Annotated in this window: 18 protein-coding genes, 1 tRNA gene and 2 riboswitches; of the genes, 4 read left to right on the top strand and 15 right to left on the bottom strand. The window is 63.4% G+C overall.

What is annotated here, in order from left to right; genetic code table 11:
• Window positions 1-45: 45 nt before the first annotated feature.
• The 4 genes from EDC39_RS08345 to EDC39_RS08330 all read right to left on the bottom strand — a co-directional run bounded on the left by EDC39_RS08345 (window position 46) and on the right by EDC39_RS08330 (window position 4,250).
• The gene (locus tag EDC39_RS08345) at window positions 46-2,529 is read right to left on the bottom strand and encodes an EAL domain-containing protein (protein ID WP_148895920.1); all 2,484 of its coding nucleotides are present in this window, start codon (window positions 2,527-2,529) and stop codon (window positions 46-48) included.
• Between the two features lie 154 nt (window positions 2,530-2,683).
• Window positions 2,684-3,580, bottom strand: coding sequence for an SEL1-like repeat protein (locus tag EDC39_RS08340; RefSeq protein ID WP_148895919.1), 897 nt, complete (start codon window positions 3,578-3,580; stop codon window positions 2,684-2,686).
• Between the two features lie 139 nt (window positions 3,581-3,719).
• Window positions 3,720-3,920 carry a DUF1059 domain-containing protein gene (locus EDC39_RS08335; protein WP_148895918.1) on the bottom strand — a complete coding sequence of 67 codons (201 nt, stop codon included), beginning with the start codon at window positions 3,918-3,920 and terminating at the stop codon, window positions 3,720-3,722.
• A gap of 253 nt (window positions 3,921-4,173) precedes the next feature.
• Window positions 4,174-4,250, bottom strand: a tRNA-Met gene (locus tag EDC39_RS08330).
• 190 nt (window positions 4,251-4,440) lie between these two features.
• Between EDC39_RS08330 and mnmH the strand changes: the two genes are divergently transcribed.
• Window positions 4,441-5,532, top strand: a complete 1,092-nt coding sequence (mnmH, locus tag EDC39_RS08325; protein ID WP_148895917.1) for a tRNA 2-selenouridine(34) synthase MnmH — start codon at window positions 4,441-4,443, stop codon at window positions 5,530-5,532.
• A gap of 31 nt (window positions 5,533-5,563) precedes the next feature.
• The gene (locus EDC39_RS15335; RefSeq protein ID WP_187426716.1) at window positions 5,564-5,740 is read left to right on the top strand and encodes a hypothetical protein; all 177 of its coding nucleotides are present in this window, start codon (window positions 5,564-5,566) and stop codon (window positions 5,738-5,740) included.
• Window positions 5,741-5,757: 17 nt separating this feature from the next.
• On the opposite strand, the gene metX is transcribed toward EDC39_RS15335, so the two are convergent.
• A complete protein-coding gene (gene metX / locus EDC39_RS08320; RefSeq protein ID WP_148895916.1) occupies window positions 5,758-6,906 on the bottom strand; it encodes a homoserine O-acetyltransferase MetX in 1,149 nt (382 codons plus the stop codon).
• Between the two features lie 97 nt (window positions 6,907-7,003).
• A riboswitch (SAM riboswitch) is annotated at window positions 7,004-7,128 on the bottom strand.
• Between the two features lie 169 nt (window positions 7,129-7,297).
• Here metX and EDC39_RS08315 point away from each other — a divergent pair.
• Complete coding sequence (locus EDC39_RS08315; protein ID WP_148895915.1) at window positions 7,298-7,864, top strand: TRAP transporter small permease subunit; 567 nt, start codon at window positions 7,298-7,300, stop codon at window positions 7,862-7,864.
• The gene (locus EDC39_RS08310) at window positions 7,857-9,176 is read left to right on the top strand and encodes a TRAP transporter large permease (protein WP_148895914.1); all 1,320 of its coding nucleotides are present in this window, start codon (window positions 7,857-7,859) and stop codon (window positions 9,174-9,176) included. Before EDC39_RS08315 ends, EDC39_RS08310 begins: the two co-directional genes overlap by 8 nt.
• A gap of 390 nt (window positions 9,177-9,566) precedes the next feature.
• On the opposite strand, the gene EDC39_RS08305 is transcribed toward EDC39_RS08310, so the two are convergent.
• The 10 genes from EDC39_RS08305 to cysN form a co-directional block, all read right to left on the bottom strand.
• On the bottom strand, window positions 9,567-10,658 hold the full coding sequence (locus EDC39_RS08305) for a TRAP transporter substrate-binding protein (protein WP_148895913.1): 1,092 nt from the start codon (window positions 10,656-10,658) through the stop codon (window positions 9,567-9,569).
• Window positions 10,659-10,804: 146 nt separating this feature from the next.
• A complete protein-coding gene (locus EDC39_RS08300) occupies window positions 10,805-11,959 on the bottom strand; it encodes a trans-sulfuration enzyme family protein (protein ID WP_148895912.1) in 1,155 nt (384 codons plus the stop codon).
• Window positions 11,960-12,167: 208 nt separating this feature from the next.
• Window positions 12,168-14,543 carry a methyl-accepting chemotaxis protein gene (locus EDC39_RS08295; protein WP_148895911.1) on the bottom strand — a complete coding sequence of 792 codons (2,376 nt, stop codon included), beginning with the start codon at window positions 14,541-14,543 and terminating at the stop codon, window positions 12,168-12,170.
• A 42-nt stretch (window positions 14,544-14,585) separates the two neighbouring features.
• The gene (locus EDC39_RS08290; RefSeq protein ID WP_148895910.1) at window positions 14,586-15,545 is read right to left on the bottom strand and encodes an ABC transporter substrate-binding protein; all 960 of its coding nucleotides are present in this window, start codon (window positions 15,543-15,545) and stop codon (window positions 14,586-14,588) included.
• A 21-nt stretch (window positions 15,546-15,566) separates the two neighbouring features.
• The gene (locus EDC39_RS08285; protein ID WP_148895909.1) at window positions 15,567-17,654 is read right to left on the bottom strand and encodes a porin family protein; all 2,088 of its coding nucleotides are present in this window, start codon (window positions 17,652-17,654) and stop codon (window positions 15,567-15,569) included.
• Between the two features lie 35 nt (window positions 17,655-17,689).
• On the bottom strand, window positions 17,690-18,682 hold the full coding sequence (locus EDC39_RS08280) for a DmsE family decaheme c-type cytochrome (RefSeq protein WP_246140215.1): 993 nt from the start codon (window positions 18,680-18,682) through the stop codon (window positions 17,690-17,692).
• A gap of 384 nt (window positions 18,683-19,066) precedes the next feature.
• Complete coding sequence (locus EDC39_RS08275) at window positions 19,067-20,215, bottom strand: trans-sulfuration enzyme family protein (protein ID WP_148895908.1); 1,149 nt, start codon at window positions 20,213-20,215, stop codon at window positions 19,067-19,069.
• A gap of 106 nt (window positions 20,216-20,321) precedes the next feature.
• A riboswitch (SAM riboswitch) is annotated at window positions 20,322-20,431 on the bottom strand.
• Between the two features lie 234 nt (window positions 20,432-20,665).
• On the bottom strand, window positions 20,666-21,619 hold the full coding sequence (gene cysK, locus EDC39_RS08270; RefSeq protein WP_148895907.1) for a cysteine synthase A: 954 nt from the start codon (window positions 21,617-21,619) through the stop codon (window positions 20,666-20,668).
• 73 nt (window positions 21,620-21,692) lie between these two features.
• Entirely contained in the window at window positions 21,693-23,000 is a 1,308-nt protein-coding gene (locus tag EDC39_RS08265; RefSeq protein WP_187426715.1) for a nitrite/sulfite reductase, read from the bottom strand.
• A gap of 91 nt (window positions 23,001-23,091) precedes the next feature.
• Window positions 23,092-24,894 (bottom strand): sulfate adenylyltransferase subunit CysN, encoded by a 1,803-nt coding sequence (cysN, locus tag EDC39_RS08260; protein ID WP_148895905.1) that lies wholly within the window; start codon window positions 24,892-24,894, stop codon window positions 23,092-23,094.
• Window positions 24,895-24,931 lie beyond the last annotated feature (37 nt).

Here is a 24,931-nt window from a genome sequence, read left to right as displayed (position 1 = left end):
GGAAAGACGAAGGGCGCCGGCTGGCACCTGTCACTTGTCGCCGTTTCAGCCGATGCCGACCGCCTGCAGGCGGCGACCGAAGGTGAAGCGCGGAATCCAGTCCTGAGCCATCTCCGCCAGTCCGGCAGCCGGCAGCGGGCGGCTGAAGAGGAAGCCCTGACCGTGGTGGCAGCCGCGCTTCTTCAGGTAGCGGAGCTGATCCTTCGATTCGATCCCCTCGGCGACGACCTCCAGGCCGAGGCTGCGGGCCAGGGCGATGATCGCCTGGGTGATGGCGGCGTTTTCGCCGCCCAGGGTCAGGTCGCGGACGAAGCTGCGGTCGATTTTCAGCTTGGAGATGGGAAACTGCTTCAGGCAGCTCAGGCTGGAATAGCCGGAGCCGAAGTCGTCGATGGCCAGATGGACGCCCATCTCCCTCAGGGCGCGCATGGTGGCGATGGCCGAACCGACATCGTTCATGATCGAACTTTCGGTAATCTCCAGTTCCAGATACTCCGGCGGCAGGCCGGTTTCATCGAGAATGGCGCCGATCATCTCGATCAGATTGGCCTGGCGGAACTGGCGGCGCGAGAGGTTGACGGCCACGCGCATGGGGCGCATGCCCATCTTCAGCCATTCCCGGTGGTGGCGGCAGGCGGTGCGCAGCACCCACTCGCCGATGGGCACGATCAGGCCCGTCTCTTCGGCCAGGGGAATGAAGCGGTCGGGGGAGATCAGGCCGAGTTCCGGATGCTCCCAGCGTACCAGCGCCTCCAGCCCGACAGGTCTGCGCCGGGTCAGGCTGAACTGGGGCTGGAAGTGCAGGCAGAGCTGGTCACGTTCGATCGCCTTGCGCAGTGACGCCTCGAGGGTCAGCGTGTCATGCGCCCGCAAGTGCAGCTCCGGGGTGTAGAAGTGGAAGGTGTTGCGCCCCTTCTCCTTGGCCTGGTACATGGCGGCGTCGGCGCATTTCATCAGTTCTTCGGCGTTCTGGGCGTCTTCGGGGAAGAGGCTGATACCGATGCTGGCCGTGGGAAAGAGTTCGTGACCGTCGAGCGGGAAGCTGCGGGAGATGACCTGCAGAAAGTTCTGCGCCATGCGGGCCGCCGCTTCGCGCCCCTGGATGTTTTCCAGCAGCAGGACGAATTCGTCGCCGCCCAGCCGCGCCACCGTGTCGGAGGAGCGCACGCAGGAGCCGAGCCTGGCGGCGATTTCCTGCAGATAGCAGTCGCCACTCGAATGCCCCAGGGTGTCGTTGACGTTCTTGAACCGGTCGAGGTCGATGAACATCAGCGCCAGCGACCGTTTGTTGCGCCGCACCTTGGCCATTGCCTGCCGCAGTCGGTCGGCGAACAGGTTGCGATTGGGCAGGCTGGTGAGAGGATCGTACAGGGCCAGGTGTTCGAGGGTCTGCTGGTTCTCTTTAAGATGGTGCTCCGCCTTCAGCCGCTCGGTCACGTCGCGCGAGGCTTCGATCACCCCCTGCAGGCTGCCGTCGTCGGAGCGCAGGGGAGTGTATTCGACCTCGAAATGCCGCACCCCGCCGTCGGGCAGGCGGTACTCGACGATCCGGCGCTCGGACTGGCCGGTCTTGCGGACCCGCGCCAGGGTACATTCTTGTCCCGATTTGCAGGGCTGGGCCGGCCGGTCGGGCATGTGCTGGCAGCGCAACGGCCATTCCTCTTCCGGTGCGCAGCCGAGCAGGGCGGTGGCCGGCGCGTTGCGCAGGCGCACCCGGCAATCGAGGTCGGTGACCAGGATCGGATCGGGCACGCCGTCGATCACATGCTGCAGAAAGGAGCGTTCGGCGTTGATCTTGCGTTCGAGCTGCTTGCGGGTGGTGATGTTGCGCAGGGTGACCAGTCGTGCCGGGTGCCCGTCCCATTCGATGGTGGCGGACCGGCCCTCGACCACCACGGGAACTCCACCCTTGCCGAGAAATTCGATTTCGCTCGTTCCGTCCTTTTTCAGCGGATAGATGAAGGGGGTGCCGACCAGGTGTTCGGCGCGGGAGCCGAACAGCTCTTCGGCGGCCGGGTTGGCGAAGCAGATGGTGTCCTTTTCGTCGAGAACGATGATGGCGTCGACATTGTGCTGCACCACCGCATGCAGGCGGCTGCCGGTGGTCAGGGCTTCTTCGGTGCTCTGTTTCAGGGCCTCCAGCAGCTCCTGCCGTTCGATCGAATAACGGATGGTGGTGGCCAGGGTGGCGGGTTCGAAACGGCCCTTGACCAGATAGGCCTGGGCGCCGGTGCGGACCAGGCTGACGGCCAGTTCCCTGTCGTCCTGGCCGCTGAGAATGATGATCGGCAGATCGGGAGCGCGCTGGCGGATCCTGTCGAACGCCTCGTTGCCGTAGGCGTCGGGCAGGCCGAGGTCGAGCAGCACGGCGTCGAAGCGGTGGCGCCGGACCAGGGCGAGGGCGTTGGTCAGCCGGTCGGTCATGGTGAGATGAAAACGCAGGTCGTGGCAGCTCGCGAGCTGTCTTTGCACCAGCGCCGCCGCTTCGTGATCTTCGACCAGCAGGATCTTCAGTTCCCTGTTCTGCATCTGTTCTGCTCCCGGAGATGGTCGGATGCTACTCAATCACCGTATCGACCCGCAGCGGGAGATTCTTAAGCGAAAAGCAGGAGGGAAGCCGGGGGGAGGCGCGGGCGGACATCAGTCGGTGGTGCTGCGGCGCCAAAAAGGGAATTGTCTGAAATTACTGGATATTGGCGGGTGGTTGCTGCTCCAGCCGGCGCAGCAGGGTTGCGCGTTCGACCTTGCCCATGGCCAGTTCGGTGGCATCGAGAACGGCTTCCAGCTGTTTCAGCATGTCGGCGGCGTCGGGATAGCCGCTGTCGGCGGCGATGCTGAACCAGGCCCAGGCCATGGCGTTATTCTGCACCGTGCCTTCTCCCCGCAGGTACAGGACCGCCAGGTTGTTTTGACAGACGGCCTCGCCTGCAAGGGCTCCCGTCTGGTAGTACTCAAAGGCCTGGTACTGGTCGTGCAGGGGGCTTTCGGCATCGGCGTAGATGTTGCCGAGGTTGCACCAGGCGCCGGTTTCCCCCTTTTCGGCCGCCAGCCGGTAGAGGCGGACCGCTTCCAGGCTGTTCTTTTCGACGCCCCGGCCGCCGGCGTAGAGGTCCGCAAGGGAGAGCATGGCGGCGGCGTGCTGCCGGTCGGCCGCCTTTTTCAGCCAGGAGACGGCCCGGGCGGGATCAGCCGGCACTCCCTGGCCGTCGCGGTAGAGCAGTCCCAGGCTGTACTGCGCCTGCACCATGCCCTGCTGCGCCGCCTGGCGGAACCAGTCGGCGGCCCGGGCCGGGTCGGCCGGCACCCCTTCGCCCTTCAGGTAGAGCACGCCGAGGTTGTACTGTGCCTTGGCGTGGCCCTGTTCGGCGGCCTTGCGGTACCAGAGACTTGCGGCGGCGGGGTCCGGATCGATTCCCTTGCCGGTCTGCAGGGCCAGGGCGAGATTGAACTGGGCGGCGGGATTGCCTTCGGTCGCCAGTCGCTGCAGCGTCGCCACGTCCGCCGTGGCCAGGTCGATGGCCCTGGCCGGAGCGGCCGGAAGCAGAAACAGCGGAATCAGTACAAGCCAGACAGGTCGCACGAACGCCCCTCCTCGACGGGATGTGCTCTATTTTGAAGAAACACCGGGAAAAAGCAACGTTTTTTGCCGCCGGCGGTGAGCCTGGGGCACAAAAAAACGCCCGAAACATCTCCGGGCGTGTTGCAGGACGTTGCCGATGTCAGGAAGGCGGATTGCCTTCGCGGAAGCGGTTGCGAACTTCTTCGCGGTAGCTTTCGGTGTTGGCGTGACCGTGGACGTTGATGCCGTGGCGGACGGCCATTTCGAGCAGTTCGCGCTCGTCGTCGGCGCTGAAGACGGCTCCGCAAGCCGGAGCCTCATCCGTGGTGCGCTCATGGCAGATGACATATTTACGTCCCATGATGCTCCTCCTTTCTCCCCCTTCGGGGTTTGCGGCTTCGGTCTGCCTTCGGTAGCGGGCCGGACGGAAGATCACGGGTAGCCTTGCCGGCGGCAAGACCTTGCACTGAATAAATTATACCACCGCTGCGCAGCGGCGGGCGGGGAGCTGTCCCGTTTTTTTGGGGAGAGGATTCCCGGGATTTTGAAGGGGGAAGGATTTGTCGATAGAAAAACAGGGGATCCGCTTTGGCGGACCCCCTGGTCGTGTTCTTTGGTTGCGGGGGGAGGATTTGAACCTCCGACCTCCGGGTTATGAGCCCGACGAGCTACCAGACTGCTCTACCCCGCGGCAACGGAGGCAGACAATATACCTCTTTGCCCGTTCTGTCAAGGGGGTGACGGCGAATTAATTTCGCGCCGGCCTCTTTCTCCTTGTGGCGCTGTAGGTCTATCGGCTATAAACCAATCCGACAGGCCAGGCCGCCTGTCGCTGGCATTCCTTTTTTCTGTCACCCTGATTGAGGACGGTCACATCGGTCATGTCGGTTCCGGAAACCATCATATCCCTGGACAAGGCGCTGGAACTGCGGGAGCAGGGCTGTCTGCTGGTCGACGCCCGCTCGCCGTCGGAGTACGCCGAGGCGACCATTCCGGGGGCGGTCAGCGTGCCGCTGTTCGACGACGAGGAGCGGCACCGGGTGGGCCTCTGCTACAAGCAGCAGGGGCGGCGTCAGGCCCGCCGGCTGGGGGTGGAGCTGGTCAGTCCGAAGATTCCGGCGATGATCGCCGCGGTGGAGGCGGCGCTGCGCGACGCCCGGCCGCCGGTGGTCGTTTTCTGCTGGCGGGGCGGCATGCGCAGCCAGGCGCTGACCACCTTTCTCAATCTGGCGGGCATTCCCGCCCGGCAGCTCGCCGGGGGGCACAAGGCCTTTCGCAAGCATGTCTGCCGCTTTTTCGAGCAGGGTAGCTGGGGCCGGCTGCTGGTGCTGCGCGGCCTGACCGGGGTCGGCAAGACCCGGATGCTGAAGCGGCTGGCGGAGCAGGGCTATCCGGTTCTCGACCTGGAGGGACTGGCCAACCACCGGGGCAGCGCCTTCGGCGCACTCGGCCTGCCGAAGCAGCCGTCGCAGAAGATGTTCGAGTCGCTGCTCTGGGACCGGTTGCGGCGGATTCCGCCGGACGGCTATGTCCTGACCGAGGGGGAGAGCCGGCATATCGGACGGCTGATTCTGCCGGAGAGGCTCTTTCAGGCGTTGCAGGACGAGGTCAGCCTGTGGGTGGAGGCGCCGCTGGAGCGGCGGATCGACATCATTCTCGACGACTATCCGGCCCGCGACCAGCTGCGCGAAACCTTCGTGCCGCCGATTCTGGCGCTGAAGCCGGTGCTCGGCGGCAAACGGACGCAGGAGCTGCTTTCCTGGCTCGAACAGGGGCGCTGGCGCGAGCTGGTTGGCGCCCTGATGACCGAATACTACGATCCCCGCTATCTGCACACCCTGCCACAGCGGCGGCTGACCATCGAGGCGACAACGGAAGAAGCCGGTCTTGCCGCCCTGAAGCGGGCCATCGATTCGTTGCTGGCGTCGCCGCCCGGCGTCATGCCGCCGGTGCCGGCGGGCGAGGACGGATGATGGGAAGCGTTCACGGTTTGCAGGTGGTGCCATGCCCCGGCCGATTCCGCCAGAACTGAGCAACCGTCTCTGCCGCAGGTGCCTTCGCAGCTGTCGCCAGCCCGAGCATGTGCTGCTGCTCGAGTGCCCGCGCTTCGTCAGGCGCCCCTTCGACTCCCCCAGCTACAGCTTTCGTCAGCTGGAGCTGTTCGGCGACGAAGAGGAGTAGGAGCGCCCCCCGCCGCTTCACCCGTCACCCGTCACCGCCTTTTCCGCTTCCGCCAGCCGGCGTTCGAGAAAGTCGACCACTTTCGGCGTGAACTTTTCCGGTTCGACCAGGAAGGAGTCGTGGCCGTAGTCCGACGCGATCAGGTGGTACTCGACCGGTTTGCCGAGCTTCTGCAGGATGGCGATCACTTCTTCGGTCAGGTAGGGGGGGTAGAGCCAGTCGGAGGTGAAGGCGAACCAGAGGGAGGGGCAGTCGAGCCGTTCGAGGGCTTCTTCCCGGCTTTCGAATCCCCAGGCGAGATCGTACAGGTCGAGGGCCTTGGCCAGGTAGAGGAAACTGTTGGTGTCGAAGCGGTCGACGAAGCTGCTTCCGTTGTAGGCGAGATAGTTTTCCACCTCGAAACGGCCGAAAAAGTCGAACAGGCCGTCGCGGGCGGAAAAGCGCCGGCCGAACTTGAGCTGCATCGAGCGGTCGGAGAGGAAGGAGATGTGGCCGATGGCGCGGGCCAGGGCCAGTCCGTCCGCCGGCGGATGTTCCGGCTTGTAGTTTCCCTTTTTCCACAGCGGATCGTTGAAGATGGCCTGGCGGGCGACGGCGTTCAGGGCGATGGCCATCGGCGAGGTGCGGCCGCAGCCGGCGATGGGGACGATGCCGCGTACCCGCTCCGGAAAGTGGATGCCCCACTCGATTGCCTGCATGGCGCCCATTGACCCGCCGATGACGGCCAGCAGCCGGTCGATGCCGAGATGGTCGACGAGCAGCACCTGCGCCCGCACCATGTCGCGCACCATGATGACCGGAAAGCCGAGGTTGTACGGCTTGCCGGTACGCGGGTTGATGCTGGCCGGTCCGGTCGAGCCCTTGCAGGATCCGATGACGTTGGAGCAGACGATGAAGTAGCGGTCGGTGTCGAGCACCTTGCCCGGGCCGATCATGTCGTCCCACCAGCCCGGTTTGCGGTCGTCGGGGTGGTGGCGGCCTGCGGCGTGGGCGTCGCCGGTCCAGGCGTGGGTGACCAGGATGGCGTTGCTCCGGTCGCGGTTGAGGGTGCCGTAGGTTTCGTAGGCCAGAGTGATCGGCCCGAGCAGGCGTCCGCTTTCGAGCTGCAGTTCGAGGTCGAATTCGACGTATTCGGTTGTGACGATGCCGACCGAGGTATTTACCATGTCCTCACATCCTGGATGGCGGCTACGAAAAAGGCCCCTTCCCGGAGATGGGAAGGGGCCTGATGATACTCGCTGCGTCAGAGATTCATCGGCTCCGTCCTCATCTTTCCCGGCATGTGAATTCATGACGGGCAGGAATTAGCACCTGACACCCGCCGGCTTGCCGGCGGACCGGTTGCTGTGGCTTCACAGGGCCTGTCCCTCCACCACTCGCGATAAAGACGTCCGTTTCTGTTTCGGGCACTTTAGCCAATGGAATCATGACTGTCAATCGAATCCGCTCCGGTCGGCAGGGAGCGGGTGGCGGCAGGTGGCAAGTTTTTTCTTGTTAGACTTTGTTTGGCGAGGCAAAATAAGTCGACTTCGGTCCGAGGATCCAAGGAGGTATGTTGTGAATTTTCTCATCCGGGTGGTCCGCCTGATCGACGGGCTGAATGAACGGGTCGGACGCTTTGTCGCCTGGCTGACGACCTTTCTCGTTCTGGTCGTCTGTTTCGACGTCGTCACCCGCTACCTGCTCAACGAGAGCATGGTGGCGGTACAGGAACTCGAATGGCATGTTTTCGCCGTCATCTTTCTGCTTGGCGCCGCCTATACCCTGAAGGAAGACGGGCATGTGCGGGTAGACGTTTTTTACAGCCACTTGACACCAAAGAAGAAGGCGTTGATCGATCTGGTCGGCTGTCTCATCTTTCTCATCCCCTTTGCCATTCTGGTGGTGACGACCAGCAAGGCCTTCGTGCAGATGAGCTGGGCGGTGCATGAGGGCAGCCCCAACCCGGGCGGCCTGCCTGCCCGCTACCTGCTCAAGGCGGTGATTCCCGCTGGTTTCGTGCTGGTGCTGCTGCAGGGGATCGCCTTGGCTTTGCGCAGCTTTTTGACACTGGTCGGGCGGCCTGTCGATGCGGAGGATGTCGCTGCCGCCGATGCGGCCGGAAAGGAGGTGGACCATGCCTGAGTGGTTGCCTCTCGCCCTGTTCGGGGTGGTCTTCGCCATGCTGCTGTTCGGCTTTCCCGTTGCCTTCACCCTCGGCGGCGTGTCGCTGATCTTCGGCTATTTCACCTTCGGCCTCAATTTCTTCCAGCTGCTGCCGTTGCGCATCTGGGGCACGATGACCAACTACGTGCTGATCGCGGTTCCGCTGTTCGTCTACATGGGGCTGATGCTCGAAAAATCGGGACTGGCGGAGGAGTTGCTGGAAACCATGGCCCTGCTCTTCGGCCGGTTGCGCGGCGGTCTGGCGATCTCGGTGATCGTGGTCGGCGCGGTGCTGGCGGCCTCGACCGGCATTGTCGGTGCCACTGTCGTCACCATGGGGCTGCTTTCGCTGCCGACCATGCTCAAGCGTGGCTACAGTCCGGAAATGGCCACCGGCACCATCTGCGCCGCCGGCACCCTGGGACAGATCATCCCGCCGTCCATCGTGCTGGTCCTGCTCGGCTCGATCATGAACATCTCGATCGGGGACATGTTCATCGGGGCGGTGATCCCCGGCCTGGTGCTGGTTGGGCTCTACATGCTCTATATCGTGCTGATCGCCGTCTTCAGGGGGCAGTCGGCGCCGGCCATGCCGGCTGACGAGCTGGCGGCCTTCAAGGGCATGGTCATGGTCCGGCGGATCATACGGGCTTTTCTGCTCCCCTTCTTTCTCATCCTGGCCGTGCTAGGCTCCATCTTCGCCGGCATTGCCTCACCGACCGAAGCGGCGGCGGTCGGTGCTTTGGGCGCCACCCTGCTGACCCTGTGGCAGAAGAAGTTCAACCTGCAGACCCTGTACGAGGTGATGAAGGGGACCACCATCCTCACCTGTATGGTCTTCGTGCTGCTGGTCGGTGCCACGGCCTTCGGCCTGGTCTTTCGCGGCCTGTCGGGGGATCACTACATCACCCACCTGATTCTCGAGTCGAACATGGGGCCGCACATGTTCCTGTTCATTGTCATGCTGGTGATCTTCATCGCTGGCTTCTTCATCGACTTCATCGAGATCACGTTCATTATCGTGCCGGTGGTGGCGCCGATCTTCCAGCATCTCGGCGTCGATCTGCTCTGGATCGGCATCCTGATCGCCGTCAACCTGCAGACCTCCTTTCTGACGCCGCCCTTCGGCTTCTCCCTGTTCTACCTCAAGGGGGTGGCGCCGCCCGAGGTGACGACCGGCCACATCTACCGGGGGATCGTTCCCTTCATCATCATCCAGCTGATCGGCCTGCTGATGATCGTGCTCTTTCCGGAGATGGTGACCTGGCTGCCCAGGGTGATGAGCGGCTGAGTGGGCGGCCGATAAGGGGGCATCTGCTGCGTTACGCTCAGTCTTCAATCCTCGACGTAGCCTCCGGCTACGCCTGCGGTTTCATCTTTCGCAAGCCTTGCAGCTGTCCCCTTCTCGGCCGCCCTGGTGGCGGAGGCGGCCGAGACGCGCACATCTGCTGCGTTGCTCGCGTCCTCAGTCGCTGCGACGTAGCTGCCGCTACGCCTCACTCCTTCGGTCGCGAGACGCCTTGCATCTGTACACGTCTCGGCCGCCTTGTACCGTCTGTGCCGAGGTCGGCCGATACGTGCACATCTGCTGCGTTATTCATGTCTTGCGAGTCATTCAGCAGAAAAAGGGCGCCCCGGTTGCGGGGCGCCCTTTTTCGCATTCCGGTTTTCGGGACCGGGGTCAGCTGGTGATCTTGGCGAAGGCATTCTCCGAGATCTTCGCCCAGGCCCGGACGTTGTCCTGGAACTTGCGGAAGGACTCGTAGACCTTCTTGGCCTGCTTGTCCTTGCCGGCGATCTCCTCGATGACCTCGGCAGCGTACTTGCGCAGGGTCTTGACGACGTCGTCGGGGAACTGCTTGAGCTGCACGCCGTGCTCCTTGATCAGCTTCTGCAGGTAGGTGTTGTTCTTGGCCTCGAATTCGCTCAGCATCCAGATGTTGGAGCGCGCCGCGGCGGTGGTGACGATCTCCTGAAGATCTTTCGGCAATGATTCCCAGGCCTTTTTGTTGACGAAGGTCTCGAGTACGGTGCCCGGCTCGTGCCAGCCGGGATAGTAGTAGTACTTTGCGACCTTGTAGAAGCCCATCAGGTAGTCGTGGTAGGGGCCGACCCACTCGGTGGCGTCGATGACGCCGCGTTCGAGGTTGGTGTAGATTTCGCCGCCGGCGGAGAGGACGGCGGTGCCGCCGGCTTTGGCCAGCACCTTGCCGCCCAGGCCGGGGATGCGCATCTTCAGACCCTTGAAGTCCTTGATGGTATTGATTTCACGGTTGAACCAACCGCCCATCTGCACGCCGGTATTGCCGGCCGGCATCGGCTTCAGGTTGAAAGGAGCATAGACTTCGTCCCACAGTTCCTGGCCGCCGCCGGAGTAGAGCCAGGCGTTCATCTGCTGGGCATTCATGCCGAAGGGAACGGCGGCGAAGAACTGGGTGGCCGGGGATTTTCCGGCCCAGTAGTAGGACGCGCCGTGTCCCATTTCGACCATCCCCTGGCTGACGGCGTCGAAGGCCTGCAGCGGCGGAACCAGTTCGCCACCGCCGTAGACCTGGATTTTGAGTCGGCCGTCGGACATCTTTTCGACCCACTCGGCCAGCTTGTCGGCACCTTCGCCCAGAACGGGGAAGTGCGGCGGCCAAGTAGTGACCATCTTCCAGGTGTAGGTCTTCCTGGCATGGACGGCGGGAGCGCCGATGGTGGTCGCGGCCGCGGCCGCGGCGGTGGCCACCGTCGCTTTCTTGAGGAAATCACGTCGGTTCTGCTGACTCATCTGCATCCTCCTTTTCGGGGTGGGTGAAAGGTCTGCACTTGCCAGGCATGCGACCCGTCAACAATAAAACGCTGTTTTCGTCTTGTCAAACGCAGAATGCGAAATCCCCGGAACCCGAAGTACGATGAAAGAACAGGGTTTGTTGGCTAGGAGCAGGCCAGACCACCGGCAAGGTCTTCCCAGAGATCTTCCACGTCTTCGATGCCGGCGGAGATGCGCAGCAGGGTCGGACGGATTCCCATCTTCGTTTTCGCTTCGGCGGGGATGGCGGCGTGCGACATCGACCAGCAGTGGGTGAGGATGGTTTCGACGCCGCCCAGGCTGGGAGCGATGATGGGGAGGCGGACGCGTTCGAGCAGGGGGGCGAGGGCCGCTTTCTCCTTCAGTTCGAAGGAGAGAACGGCGCCGGCGCCGGTCGCCTGGGCGCTGTGAATCTTGCGCCCCGGAAAGTCGGCCAGTCCCGGATAGTGGACGCGGGCGACAGCCGGATGCCCGGCGAGCCGGGCAGCGAGGACACCGGCATTGCGCTCGGCGGCATCCAGCCGCAGCTTGAGGGTCTTGATGCCACGGGCGAGCAGAAAACAGTCAAAGGGGGCGAGCACGGCCCCGAAGGCGTTCTGGTGCCGTTTCAGCCGTTTGGCCAGTTCTGGGTCGGCGGTGGTGACCAGGCCGGCCAGCAGGTCGGAATGGCCGCCGAGAAACTTGGTGGCGCTGTGGATGCTGACATCGACGCCGAGTTCGAGCGGTTTCTGTCGCAGGGGGGTCATGAAGGTGTTGTCGATCAGGGTCAGCAGGCCGTGCCTGCGGGCAATGGTGACCAGGGCGCGGATGTCCGCCACCTTGAACAGGGGATTGGACGGTGTTTCCAGAAAAAGGGCCCGGGTATTGGGGCGCACGGCGTCCTCGACCTTTTGCGGATCGGACTGATCGACCAGACTGACCTCGATCTTCTGCTCGGCGAGGATCAGGGTGAGATAGCGGTAGGTGCCGCCGTACAGGTCGTCGGGAGCGATCAGGTGATCGCCCGGTTGCAGCAGCGACAGGGCCGAGGCGATGGCCGCCATGCCGGAGCTGTAGGCGAAGCCCTGAACGCCGCCCTCGAGCAGGGCGATGGCCTCCTCGACCTGCTGGCGGCTCGGGTTGCCGCTGCGGGCGTAGTCGTAGTCACCGGACCGGCCGCCGGGATGGTGGTAGGTCGAGGCCTGGTAGATGGGAATGGCTGCGGCGCCGGTGGCCGGGTCGCGGTCCATGCCCTGATGGACGAGCAGGGTTGCGGGACGATAGGTTTTTCTGGCTGACATGATGAACGAGGATCCTTCTGACAGTGATGGTGGGTGGACATGCACCCGGATGTTGGACGCAAGGGACGGAGACGGCCTGGCCGGTTTTGGCCGGGGTGGTCCTGGGGTCCTCCCTTGCGTCGGCACAACGCAACGGCAACTGCAGACGGCCGAATGCGTCGTGGACGGTCGAAGTTCGAAAGTGTCGCCACCTTCCCGGTGCGAAGCGTTATACCTTGAAGGCTCCGACCTCGTCCTCGAGGGTGTTGACATGGGTGGTCAGGTCGTCGACCACCTGATCAAGCTCGCGGGTGCGCAGCGCATTGTCCTCGGCGATCTGCCGGATGCGCGCCACCGCCTCGACCACCTGCCGGCTGCGTTCGGTTTGCGCCCGGGTCGCGCCGTCGATGCGCTCGATCATTTCCCGAATCTGTTCCATGCTGGCGGTGATCTGCCGGCTGCCCTTGGCCTGTTCGGCGGTCCCCAGTTTGCCCTGGTTGGCGATCTCCTTCATCGCTTCGGCCGCCCGTGCCAGCTGACGGATGCCTTCGTTCTGCTGTTTGACGGCGCCGGCGATCTGTCCCAGCATGCTGGCAACCTGGTTGATGCTGTCGGTGATCTGGCGGCTGCCGCGACTCTGTTCCTGGGTCGCCCGAACGATGGTGCGCACCTGCTCGTTCGCCTTCAGGGTACTGCCGCGGATCTGTTCCAGGGCCCGTCCGGCCTCTTCCGAGCGGCGCACCTCCTCGGCCACGCGCGCGGCGCCCGCTTCCATGGTGCGGACCGCTTCGCGCGTTCCATCCTGCAGGGTGGTGATGATCTGCCCGATCTCATTGGTGGAGACGGCCGTTCGTTCGGCCAGTTCGCGGATCTCGTCCGCCACTACGGCAAAGCCGCGACCGTGTTCGCCGGCCTGGGCGGCGATGATGGCGGCGTTGAGCGCCAGCAGTGAAGTCTGGTCGGCGATGTCGTCGATGACCGTCAGTATCCGGCCGATGGCCTGCGACTGTTTGCCCAGTTCCTGAATGGCGGCGCTGGCGTCGTCGACCGTCTGCTTGATGGCGTCGATACCGGCGATGGTCGCCTGGACCGTCCGTTTGCCCTGTTCGGCATCACGGGCGGCAGCCTCGGCCAGCTTGCCGGTCTGCTCGGCGTTCTCCTCGATCTCCTTGATCGAGGCGTCCAGCTCGATGATACTCGAGGCGGTGACTTCGGTCGAACTGTTGAGGATGTCGATGTTTTCCGCCACCTGCTGGCTGGAAACGCTCATCTGGCTGATGGAGCTGGAGACCGATTCGACAGTTTCGAACAGTTTTTCCATCTGCCCGGCGATCTCTTCGATGGTCGCGCCCAGCTCCAGGGTGGCGGACGAACTCTCCTCGACGGCGGAAACCAGGCTGCTGATCGATTCGGCGATCTGGCCGGTGGAATCGTCGATGTCGACCAGGGCGGCATGCGCCTGCTCGAGGGATTCGGACTGGGTGGCGGCTCCTTCGTTGACCTTGTCCGAGGCGGCATGGATCTTTTCGCTGGCGGCGACCAGATCGAAGGCAACCTTGCCGGTGCGGCTGACCATGTCGCGCAGCCGGAAAACAAAGCGGTTGAAGCTGGCCGCCAGCAGTCCGACCTCGTCGTTGCCGGTGACGGGCAGCTCGCGGGTCAGGTTGCCTTCGCCCTCGGCGATCTCCTGCAGGCTGTCGACCACGGCCTGCAGGGGGTGGACGATACTGCGGGAAAGGAAGGCGCCGAGAACGACGGCAATCAGGGCGACGATGGCGCCGACGGTAAAGAAGAGGTTGTGCATCTTCTGGTGGGTGGTGACCTCTTCGCTGCGGTCGATGGCCAGCAGCAGATTCAGCCCGCTCTGGTCAAGAGGTGCCGTGTAGAGTCCGTGCGGTATGCCGCCGATGGTCCAGGTGACCGCTCCCCTGTCGTTCAGTTGCTTGAGATTGATCTGCCGCAGTTCGTCGGTCGAGGCGGCGATGATGCGTTTGCCGTCGTGGAAGGCGGCCAGGGCGCCGCCGGTTTCCTCTATGGTGGTGGCGAATCTGTTGTCGATAAGGACGGCCGCGACCAGGTGTCCGACCGTCTGGTTCTGAAGCCTTATCGGGGTGGCGCCGGCCAGGGCGAAGCGATCGTCATAGCGGGTGAGCATGGTCGCAGCCTTCCCGTTGATACTGGTTGCCAGCAGGGGATGGTCCGCTTTTGTCGTTGCCGGAAAATCCAGCTTTTCGCCAAGGCGGCGAAAGAGCAGGGCGCCGTTCTTGTCCCGCACCTCGATCAGGTCGAAATCGAACTGGCGCAGAATGGCTGCCGTCTGGTCGGCCAGCATCTGATGGTCGCCGGTCAGTGAGGCGTAATAGACGGCGTTGATCAGATCGGCGCTGCTGCCGATCAGTCCGATTTCGTTGGTGATCCGTTTTTTGGTCAGGGTGATCGACTGCTCGACGAAGTTGACCGTCTTCAGCGACATGATTTCCATGTCGCTGCGGATGATGTCGCTGGTGAAACTGCCCATCAGGACGAGCAGGACCAGCAGCGGCAACAGTGCCAGGCCGGTGAGGCTGAGCTGGATTTTCCATTTCAGTTTCAGGCTGTTCAGCATGATCGCCTCCAGGGGGGCGGTTTCGGGATCGATTCCGGGCGGCTACCGGAGCACCTTGTCGAGATTTTTCGTTGCTTCCTCGGGCAAAGCCAGGCCGAGCCGGTCGGCAACCTGCAGGTTGAGGACGAGATAGGCCTTTTTCGGGGTACGAACCGGCAGCATGTAGGCCTTCTGTCCTGCCAGAACCTGCAGGGCGTGGACAGCGACCAGTTTGCCCTGGTCGTTCGGGTGTCCTGCGTAGGTGAACAGGGCTCCCTTCTGTCCGGCGCCGAACGTGGTGGCGATGACCGGCAGTTTCACTGCCGTTGCCGCGGCGATGATGTCGTCCAGATTCTGTTCTATGCTCACTGCGGTGGTCAACAGCAGAAAATCGACCTTGCCGGCGGCGTCGATCGCCGCCTGAACCGGATTTCTGCCCGCCTTGAGTGGAATGACGTGCATTCCCTGCCGCCGGGCAGCTTCCCTCAGATCGTTCAGCTGCCGGACCGAGTCGGTTTCCCGATCGTCGTACATCGCCAGGATGCGACAGGCCGATCTGATATTCTGCAGTTTTTCCAGCAGGGGATCAAGGGAAACCCGGGAACTGGCGCCGGACCGGTTGACGCCGGGAGCGAGCAGGTTCTGAACGAAACCCGGTTCGACCGGGTCATAGACATCGGCGAACAGGATGGGCAGGTCACCGGCTTCTTCGACGGCGGCGGCCGTGGCGAGGGCGCCGTAGGTGATCAGCAGTTCGGCGCCGGCGGCGACCGCCCGGCGGATACTGTTGCGCAGGGACATGGGGTCGGAGTTGGGGGTCTGGACGAAAATTTCCAGCCGGCCGGCCGGATAGCCGCCGGCGCGCAGAATCTGTTCGAGGGCGTGCTGCTCCTGCCGGTAGTGCGGCAGATCGGCGGTGACGATGGCCCCGATCATTCTGGTGGCGCCGGCACTGCCGGTCAGCAGAAGAATCAGCATCAGCGAAGAGACCAGGTGCCGTCCGAATGAAAGGATCAACCTCATGTTCGCTCTCCTTCCGGGCGCTTACCACGCATAACTGAGACTGACTTCACAGCTTTGGACATGACCGTCGAAAACATTTCCCGTTCTGTCTTCGTAGTCGTCGAAGCTGTATCGCGCCGCCCAGGAAAGGTTGTCGGTCACGGCCCAGGTCGTTCCGACGCTGAGGCCGAGTTGCCGCAGGTCGACCCGGCTGATGTCCTTCAGTCCTTCGGAGGTGGCGTCGAAAACGCCGGTAGGTGCGTAAAATCGCGAAAATCCGGGAGAGTAGGCAGCGTATGAGCGTACGTGGTATCCGCTCAGTTCGAGGAGCACCGGATCGGTAACGCGCCAGTTCAGGTGAACGGCGAGAGTGTGGGTGCGCTGGTCGTAGCGTACTCCGGAGTCTTCGATGGCATAGTCGGGTGGCGCGTTGCCGAAAAGCAGATCCTGCTCGATGGTGCTGGCGAGATAACCGTAAGTCATGCTTGCGGACAGGGATTCGGTCAGGTCGCCCCAAAAACCGGCACTCAGATGAAACTGGCGTTTGCTGCGGCCGAGATCGAAGCTGACAGGCAGCCCGGTCGTTTCGTCGAATTCTGTGATTTCGAACTGGTCGTTCTGTTGCCAGAGGCGGTCGAGCAGAAGGTTGGCGCCCCAGCGGCCCTGAGGGTGCTGATAGCTGGTGGAAAAGAAGAGACGGTGACTGTCCTCGAAGGACGTGCCGTAGGCCGGGTCGCTGCTTGTGCGGTATTCCCACCAGGTATTGATGCGCAGCCGCCTGTCGCCCAGAGGCCGGGTGTACAAGCTGAATCTGATCCGGTCGTTCCGTTCCTGTCGTGGCAGTTCCCAGACCGGGTCGAGCTCCTGGGGGACGCCGATGGTCGGTTTTGCGCTGGTGTAGGGCAGAGCCGGTCCGGTCTGGTCGCGGTGGATGATCTCGCGGTCGAACTGGCCTTTCAGCTTCAGCCGGGCATCGGGGCGGAAGCTGGCTGTGATCAGGTAGGAGTCGCGGCGCAGGTCAGGGTTGTTGCGGACGCCGACGGGACTGATGCCCGTCGTGACGCCGGTGATGCTGATGCTGTCGGTGTTGCTGTTGTCCAGGTCGAGCAGGCGGTAGCGGAAGTTGAAGGTCCAGCTCGGGTGCGGAATCCAGGTCAGGTCGCCGGCTCCCTTGGCGACGTCGGTGCTCGAGATGATGGGGGACACCTGTGCCGGTTCGAGGCCGTTTCTGTTCTCCCGTTTGCCGATGGAGGCGCTGGCGGCGCCGACCAGTCCGCCGGCGAGGTTGGTATGTACCTTGAGAGTGCTCTCCGTCATCCGGACGTCCGGGATGGTGTCGTGGGCGAGGTCAGTCGCCGTCGGACGGAAGAAGACGTTGGTTCCGTAGCTGTCGACGGGCGCGTTCTCCCTGTTGTCGAACTGGCGGTAGAGCTGTTCGAGAATGACATCGACCGGGCCGAGATGGGCGTCGAGGCCGGCCGTGACTTCCTGGGTCACCTGGTCGATCCGGACGCTGCGGCTCTGGACGTGACAGCCGGAGCACTGTTCGTCGACGAAGCGGAGCTGCCGGTCTCCCTTGCGTTCCATGCGCCAGTATCTGACGTTGAGGTGAGCCGGATAGCTCTTCAGCTTGCCGCGAAACCGGGCTTCGTAGATACCGGTGTCTAGCCGGTATTCGGCGGTCGGGTCGTGGTCGGTGAAGGTCGCCTTGTTCGGATTGATCACGGGCGGCGGCGGAGGGATGGGTGTTCCATTGTCCTGAGCGATCGCCGGCGGACGGTCGGAATAGGGGATGTGTTCGAGGTTGTGCACGAAGTTCTCGATTCGCAGGTCGAGTCTTACCTGTCCGTCCCGGTCGAAGTGCAGCTCGCTGCGGTAGTCCTTGTCGCTCAGCAGATAACCCTCGAGGCTGCCATGGAACCGGTCGTCGTAACCTGAAGCGAGAAACCTCAGCGTCGTACTCGGCTGCAGGTGATCGTATTCCCTGACCTTCGCGTCACCCTGGTCATCCACCAGCCGGTAACCGAGGCTGAGGGATGTTTCACGATCAGGCTGGGGCTGGGCCTTGGCCAGGGCAGGGAGGCTCAGAAAGATGAATGACAGAACAGCCAGGATTGTACAGTTTCTCATGGGGCGTTTCCTCCTGGATCATGCCGGTTCGCGCCTTAACGGGTGATGAAGGTGCCGCGGCCATGGGGCGAGGGGATGTCGGTGCCATGGATCGCCGAATGACAGTCTGTACAGCGATTGTAAAAGAGCTGTTTCATCGATGTTGACGAGAGGGCGCCCCCGTTCGAATGGAAATCCTGGCCGAGATGTCCGGGATGACATTGCAGACAGAGAAAAGGTTGGGCCTGGTTCAGCAGCGGATCGTTGGGCGAGCCGTGCGGCCGGTGGCAGTTGGTGCAGGTTTCTGTGACATCGGCATGCTCGTAGACGAATGGCCCCTGTTTGTCCATGTGGCAGCGGCTGCAGGTTTCGCGTACCGTGCTTCCCTTGAGCAGATGTTCCTGCAGGCTGCCGTGCGGGTCGTGGCAATCGATGCAGGCCACCTTCTGTTCCGGAACCGGGTGGTGGGAAGTCTGGGAGAAACGGCTGCGGATATCCTGATGGCAGCCGTAACAGAGTTCGGCGACTTCTTCGCGGCTGGCCTTTTGCGCCGGACCCCGGTGCAACCGGTGGCAGTCGAAACAGCTGACGTCACTGCTGGCGTGGGGGCTGGCGTTCCAGAACGTCAGGCTCGGGGTGGAAGCAGCCGAATGGCATTTCAGGCAGATCATGGACTGGGCCTGGGCCGGAAATTTCTCGATCGGCAGCAAATGGCCGGTATCGCACTTGCCGGTCTTTTCGGCATTTTTTACCGCCAGGCTGCCGGGGCCGTGGCAGGATTCGCAGTTGACCAGCGGCAAACCGGTGTCGGCGGCGATCTGTTCGCTGTGGATGGAATGGGCGAAATCCCTGGCGATCTGGTCGTGGACGTGGCATTTGGCCAGGCAGTTGTCGTTGCCGATATAGTCGGCATTCAGGTCGCCGACCATCAGTCGCTCATAATCGCGGATCGGCTGAATCGGATCGGAACGGCGCAGGGATTTCAGGTCGATGCAGGCGGTCAGAGCGACTGTGACGATGGCAAGAGCGACGAGAAGAACGCGGATCACGGAACACACCTCCTTGGCAACGGCATCCGGCGGAAAAAAGATGAACATGTCCTGAATCAGTGAGTTCATGCCGGATGGAGAGCGCAAGGCTTGGCCTGAATGGGTTTTCAAAAAATCTCAGGTGCACCCGTAGGTTCACCGGCGATTTTTGGGAAACGCAGGCAGGTCAATGACTTGTGCTATCCGTCGGTGATGTGCTCGCTGATTCAGGTATGAACTAAAAATACGGTGAAAAACGCTTAAAATGCAACTTTTTCATTGGAGAGGCCTTTTGTGGCAGGGGAGGGCGCGCATGTGTCCCGGTGGACCCCGATGGTGAAATCCGCCGGGATGTGGATAACGCGGAGGAAGTCAGGGCCGGTGGCGGGACCGGCCTGGAGAAGGTCAGTCGGCCAGGGCCCGCTCCAGGTCGGCGATCAGATCTTCGACCGCTTCGAGGCCGACCGAGAGTCGCAGCAACGTTTCGTCGATGCCGAGCCGCAGCCGTTCCTCTTCCGGGATGTCACCGTGGGTCTGCACCGCCGGCATGGTTATCAGCGACTCGACACCCCCGAGACTTTCGGCAAAAGAGATCAGGCGCAGTCTCTCGAGTACCCGGCGCGCCCGTTGCGGCGTATCGACCCGGAAGGAGAGCATGCCGCCGAAAGCGGTGGCCTGGCGTTTCATCAGCTCGTGCCCGGGATGGTCCGGCAGTCCTGGATAGTAGACCTGCCGGATCTGCGGCTGCTCGTTCAGCCAGCGGGCGAGCCGGTCGGCGGAGACGCAGTGGCGCTCCATGCGTACGGGCAGGGTTTTCAGCGAGCGCATCAGCAGCCAGCAGTCCTGTGGCGGCAGGATGCTGCCGGTCGAATTCTGCAGAAAGTAGAGTTCTTCACCGAGGTCGGGATCACGGGCGATCAGTGCCCCGGCGCAGAGGTCCGAGTGTCCGCCCAGGTACTTGGTGGCCGAATGCACTACAATGTCGGCCCCCCAGTCGAAGGGACGCTGCAGCAGTGGGGTGAGAAAGGTGTTGTCAACAATGAAGAGCAGGTCGTGCCGGCGGCAGAGGCGGCCGAGGGCTTCGAGATCGGCGATGCCGAGCAGGGGATTGCCGGGAGTTTCGACCAGCAGGGCGCGGGTCTGCCCGGTGATGGCGGCTGCTACTTTGTCGCAGTCGGTGGTGTCGACAAAGCTCGCCTGCAGGCCGAAACGGGCGAAGATCTGGTCGAGAACCCGGTAAGTGCCGCCGTAGAGATCCTCGGATAGGATCAGATGGTCTCCGCTGGAAAAGTGCAGAAAGAGTGTGGTCAGGGCCGCCATGCCGGAGGCGAAGGCCAGGCCGCGGGCGCCGCCTTCGAGGTCGGCCAGCGCCTCCTCGAGGATCTGCCGGGTCGGATTGCCGGAGCGGGTGTAGTCGAACCCGGTGCTCTGGCCGACGCCCGGATGGCGGTAGGTCGCGCTCGGATGGATGGGAAAACTGATCGCCCCGGTCTTGTCGTCCCGGCCGGTTCCGGTCTGCACCAGGCGGCTGGCGTGGCTCCATCTTTCGGACATGAGATCCCCCTTGTTGAAAGGTTGGCTTCAAGGGGCAAAAAGCCCCTTCTCGGGGATGAGAAGGGGCTTCGACAGTCGCCGCGGCGAAATCTTTTCTGAAGCGCCGTTCTCATCTTTCTCCGGATCATCCGGAGCAGGAATTGGCACCTTTCCGATCGGTATCGGCGGTTGCCGTGGCTTCGCAGGGCCTGTTCCCTCCGCCACTCTCGATGAGTATGTACTGCCAGGGCGCGGGGCTTTTACGCCAACTCTGCGTCAGCCTGCAACCTGCCTTCGCTCGACGTGGCGTTCCACGCCTCGTTTGTCAGGTCTTGGCTTCCTTGATTTGACGTAAAATCCCTCGCTTCCGGAACAGTCTAATTGTTAAGCAAAACCATAAAGAACAGATGACAGATTGTCAACCAGCTTCCGAGGTTTTGCTTCCTTCTTACAGCTTACAGCTGATACATTTTATACAATCCCCTCGTACAGCACACTGGTCAGGTAGCGCTCGCCGGAATCGGGGAGGATGACGACGAACTTCTTGCCGGCGAATTGCGGCAGTGCCGCCAGGCGGGCGGCGACGGCGACGGCGGCGCCGCTGGAGATGCCGGAGAGGATGCCTTCTTCTTTCGCCAGCCGGCGCGCGAAGTCGATCGCTTCGTCATTGCCGACCTGTTCCACCTGGTCGACAACGGAGAGATCGAGGGTGTCGGGAATGAAGCCGGCGCCGATCCCCTGGATCTTGTGCGGTCCGGGCTGCAGTTCGCGGCCGGCCAGCTTCTGGCTGATGACCGGCGAGTCGGTCGGTTCGACGGCGACCGAGTGCAGGGACCTGCCCCTGTCCTGCTCGAAAAACTGGCTGATGCCGCTGATGGTGCCGCCGGTGCCGACGCCGGAGATGAGGACATCGACGTCGCCGCCGGTCGCCTCCCAGATTTCCGGCCCGGTGGTCTGCCGGTGAATGGCCGGGTTGGCCGGGTTCTTGAACTGATGCAGCAGCACATAACGGTTCGGATCGGAAGCCGCCAGTTCCTCGGCGGCGCTGACGGCGCCGGCCATCCCCTTGGCGCCCGGGGTCAGCACCAGGTTGGCGCCGAAGGCCTTGAGCACCTTGCGTCGTTCCAGACTCATGGTTTCAGGCATGGTCAGGGTGATGGGGATATTGCGGGCGGCGGCGACGAAGGCGAGGGCGATGCCGGTGTTGCCGCTGGTTGGTTCGACGATCTCCTTGCCGGGGCCGAGCAGTCCCTTCTTTTCGGCGTCCCAGATCATCGAGGCGCCGATGCGGCACTTGACCGAATAGGCCGGATTGCGGCCTTCGATCTTGGCGTAGACTTCGGCTCCTTCCGGCACAATCCGGTTCAGTCGTACCAGGGGAGTGTGGCCGATGGAGAGGGAGTTGTCCTGAAAGATGTGCGCCATGGTTTTTGCTCCTTTGCTTAAAGTTGAGCCAAAAGCGTGAGAATAGCGTCGGCCCAGGCCTGAAAATCCCGAGTCAGTTGCTGGTATTAAATACCTCTTTGAGCCTTGTTTGCAAGTCCTGCAGGGACAAATTTTCCGCCACTGGCGTCGCCAGTCCGTCTTTTTCTCCCCGCAGCAGGTCGAACAGCGGTATCCGCCGTCCCTGTTCGTCCTTCGTCAGGCGGCGGGTGATGATGCCGTAGTCGGCCAGCTGCGGCTGGGAGCAGGCGTTGGGGCAGCCGGAAATGGCCAGGCTGGTGCCGGTGGCGGTTGCCGGCAGCCCGGCCAGGATGTCGCGGGCGATATCGCGGGTCGGGGCCAGTCCCATGCGGCAGTCGTGGCTGCCGGGGCAGACCCGGAAGCAGGGCGCGGGCGCGGTCAAAGATTCGCCGAGACCGGCCAGCACCAGGCGCTGCTGCAGGGCGGCGCGGTTCTTTTCGCTGGTTGGCAACAGGAGGATGTCCTGCTCGCCATCGAGCACCAGGCAGCCGCCTGTGTAGTCGCGGGCCAGGCGGGCCAGGCGGATCAGGCTGGTCGCCGGCAGTTCGCCGGCAAAGACCTGCACCCGCAGCGGTTCTTCGTCGGTCTGTAGGCTCAGGGTGGTGCCGAAGCCGCTGTTGGCGACCGGGGCGTAGGGCTCGGGGGTGAAGCGGCGCAGACGGTTGCGAAATTCTTCCTCGCCGACCTGGCGGATCAGGTGCTTGAGCCGTTTTCCTTTTTCGACTCCCTGGCGGTAGACGTGGAGGATGCCCTCGATCAGGGGGATGATGCGTTCTTCCGGCACCCGCCCGGCCAGCAGCAGAGCCGCCTGCGGCTCGCGGCCGAGACCGCCGCCGCACCAGACATCCCAGAGCGGCCGGCCGTCCTTTATGCCGGCGTGGACCAGGCCGACATCCTGGATGAGATGGCGCTTGCCGTCGCCGCTGCCCAGGATGCCGATCTTGAACTTTTTCGGAAGTCCCTCGAACCAGGGATTGCCGGTGAAGTGCCGGGTGAGGCGCCGCGCCAGGCTCTGGCAGCTGGCGAAGTTGGGGCCGAAGCTGCTGCCGCAGGCGATGCCGCGGACGGCGCCGCCGCAGGCGCCGCGGCCGGTCAGGCCGACGGTCGCGAGCTGCCGCTGGACTTCGCGCAGGTCGTGTCTGCGCAGATCGTGCAGTTCGACGCTGCCGCGGGTGGTCAGGTGCAGCCGGCCGCCGGCGTACTTCGATGCGATTTCGGCGATCTTTTCCGCCTGTTCGCTCGACAGGACGCCGCCTGGGATCTTGATGCGCTGCATCCAGCGATCGTCACCCGCCTGTTGATAGATGCCGTCAAGGCGCAGTTGCTGTGGATCGAAAGTCATGATGCGTGTTTCACCTCTGTCTGCTGTGGAATGGTCACCACCGGCAGCCGCCGATGGAAAAGCGCACAGCATAGCAAACTCGACCCTGACATCAAACCATGGAGAAAAGGCTGCGCAGGGCCTGGACGATCTGCCGGGCCCGCCGGCCACTGTCCGTTGTCGTCAGGGGGGACGTGGCCGACCGGTCCTGCCGCTGCAAACGAAGCTGTTTGCTTTCGACCACGGCCAGATCCTGTGCGCCGAGAATGTCCGGCTGCCGGGCCAGCCGGTTCAGGCTGTCGGCAGGGCCTGTGACCAGAACCTGCAGCCCGGCCTGCAGCAGGGGCCGCAGGGCCAGAGGCAACAGCGCCGCCGGGTCCGGTCCGACGTCGTTCGCCAGCAGATCCGCGCTCTGGCGCAAAAAGGCGTGGCCGTCGAACAGAATGGTGTGCCGTCCCTGCCGGTGAAGCAGGCTCTCGGTCATTTCTGCCAGTTCTCCGGCCGTTTCCGGCCGGTCGTCCGGGAAGAGCATCAGCAGCGGCTGCTGGCCGAGCGCGAAAGCACGGTCGGTGGTGGTAAGACGCAGCGGTTGTCCGTCGCCGGCCGTCGAGCTCAGCGGCTGGTGGATCATGCCGGCGCCGACAGTGGCGTTGGTCAGCCGGTCGATGAGGATGAAGCTGCCGGTGGCGCGGTTTTCCCGGTAGGAGTCGAAGCCGAGGGCTCCGGAAAGTTCGATGCGGGCGACGCCGACTTCGTTCAGGGCGAGGGCGCCGCCTTCCTCCTGGTCGAGGGTGTTGACGTTGACCCGGAAACGGAGCTGACGCACCCGGGCGGGCAGGGTGCGGTTGCCGGATTTCAGAAGGTATTCGGCGCCGATGCGCAGCGGTTGTTCGTGCAGCCATACCAGCTTGGCTTCCATGTGGTCGCTGACATGCGGCGCTTCATCCGGTCTGGCCAGCAGATCCCCCCGGCTGATGTCGATTTCGTCGGCCAGGCAGAGGGTGACCGCCTGACCGGCGCGGGCCTGCTCCAGGTCGCCGTCCATGGTGACGATGCGGCTGACGCGGCTGGTTTGCCCCGAGGCGGCCACTGCCACCTCGTCACCCACGGCGATCTGCCCCGAGGCGACGGTGCCGGAAAAGCCGCGAAAATCGAGGTTCGGACGGTTGACCCACTGCACGGCAAAGCGGAACGGCTTCTTCCGCGTCTCGTCCTCCACCTGAACCGTTTCCAGGTAGTTCATCAGGCTCGGTCCGTCATACCACTCGGTGTTCCCGCGCGCCTTGAGCACGTTGTCACCCTTCAGTGCCGAGATGGGGATGGCGACGATCTCGTCAAAACCGAGGTTGCCGGCGAACAGTTCGTAGTCGCGCCGGATCTGTTCGAACCGCTCCTGCCGGTAGTCGACCAGGTCCATCTTGTTCACCGCCAGCACCACGTGCCGGATGCCCACCAGCGACACCAGGTAGCTGTGCCGCCGGGTCTGGGTCAGCACGCCCTTGCGGGCGTCGACCAGGATCACCGCCACCTGCGCCGTGCTGGCCCCGGTCACCATGTTGCGGGTGTACTGCTCGTGGCCCGGGGTGTCGGCAACGATGAACTTGCGCCGGTCGGTGCTGAAGAAGCGGTAGGCGACGTCGATGGTGATCCCCTGTTCGCGCTCGGCCTGCAGACCGTCGAGCAGCAGGGCGTAGTCGATGTCGTCCCCCTGGGTGCCGATGCGGCGGCTGTCGGCCTGCAGCGCTGCCAGCTGGTCCTCGAAGATCAGCTTCGAGTCCCACAGCAGCCGGCCGATGAGGGTCGACTTGCCGTCATCGACGCTGCCGCAGGTGATGAAGCGCAGCAGGGACTTCTCTTCCTGTTCCTTCAGGTAGGCGTGAATGTCTTCGGCAATCAGTTCCGATTGGCTGTTCATACAAGCTCCAGATTCGGCGAAGGGCGAAGGGGGTTGC

It is taken from the genome of Geothermobacter ehrlichii (assembly GCF_008124615.1).
GTDB lineage: Bacteria > Desulfobacterota > Desulfuromonadia > Desulfuromonadales > Geothermobacteraceae > Geothermobacter > Geothermobacter ehrlichii.
Note: the sequence above shows the minus strand (reverse complement) of the source record. Positions and strands in the feature narration are given on the sequence as shown.

Coding starts and splice junctions, on each gene's coding strand:
- EDC39_RS15335 (WP_187426716.1), top strand. CDS start 5,564: ATGCCCCGGCCGATTCCGCCAGAACTGAGCAACCGTCTCTGCCGCAGG.
- EDC39_RS08335 (WP_148895918.1), bottom strand. CDS start 3,920: ATGGGACGTAAATATGTCATCTGCCATGAGCGCACCACGGATGAGGCT.
- EDC39_RS08305 (WP_148895913.1), bottom strand. CDS start 10,658: ATGAGTCAGCAGAACCGACGTGATTTCCTCAAGAAAGCGACGGTGGCC.
- EDC39_RS08265 (WP_187426715.1), bottom strand. CDS start 23,000: ATGACTTTCGATCCACAGCAACTGCGCCTTGACGGCATCTATCAACAG.
- cysN (WP_148895905.1), bottom strand. CDS start 24,894: ATGAACAGCCAATCGGAACTGATTGCCGAAGACATTCACGCCTACCTG.
- EDC39_RS08345 (WP_148895920.1), bottom strand. CDS start 2,529: ATGCAGAACAGGGAACTGAAGATCCTGCTGGTCGAAGATCACGAAGCG.
- EDC39_RS08295 (WP_148895911.1), bottom strand. CDS start 14,543: ATGCTGAACAGCCTGAAACTGAAATGGAAAATCCAGCTCAGCCTCACC.
- metX (WP_148895916.1), bottom strand. CDS start 6,906: ATGGTAAATACCTCGGTCGGCATCGTCACAACCGAATACGTCGAATTC.
- EDC39_RS08300 (WP_148895912.1), bottom strand. CDS start 11,959: ATGTCAGCCAGAAAAACCTATCGTCCCGCAACCCTGCTCGTCCATCAG.
- mnmH (WP_148895917.1), top strand. CDS start 4,441: ATGTCGGTTCCGGAAACCATCATATCCCTGGACAAGGCGCTGGAACTG.
- EDC39_RS08285 (WP_148895909.1), bottom strand. CDS start 17,654: ATGAGAAACTGTACAATCCTGGCTGTTCTGTCATTCATCTTTCTGAGC.
- EDC39_RS08275 (WP_148895908.1), bottom strand. CDS start 20,215: ATGTCCGAAAGATGGAGCCACGCCAGCCGCCTGGTGCAGACCGGAACC.
- EDC39_RS08290 (WP_148895910.1), bottom strand. CDS start 15,545: ATGAGGTTGATCCTTTCATTCGGACGGCACCTGGTCTCTTCGCTGATG.
- EDC39_RS08310 (WP_148895914.1), top strand. CDS start 7,857: ATGCCTGAGTGGTTGCCTCTCGCCCTGTTCGGGGTGGTCTTCGCCATG.
- cysK (WP_148895907.1), bottom strand. CDS start 21,619: ATGGCGCACATCTTTCAGGACAACTCCCTCTCCATCGGCCACACTCCC.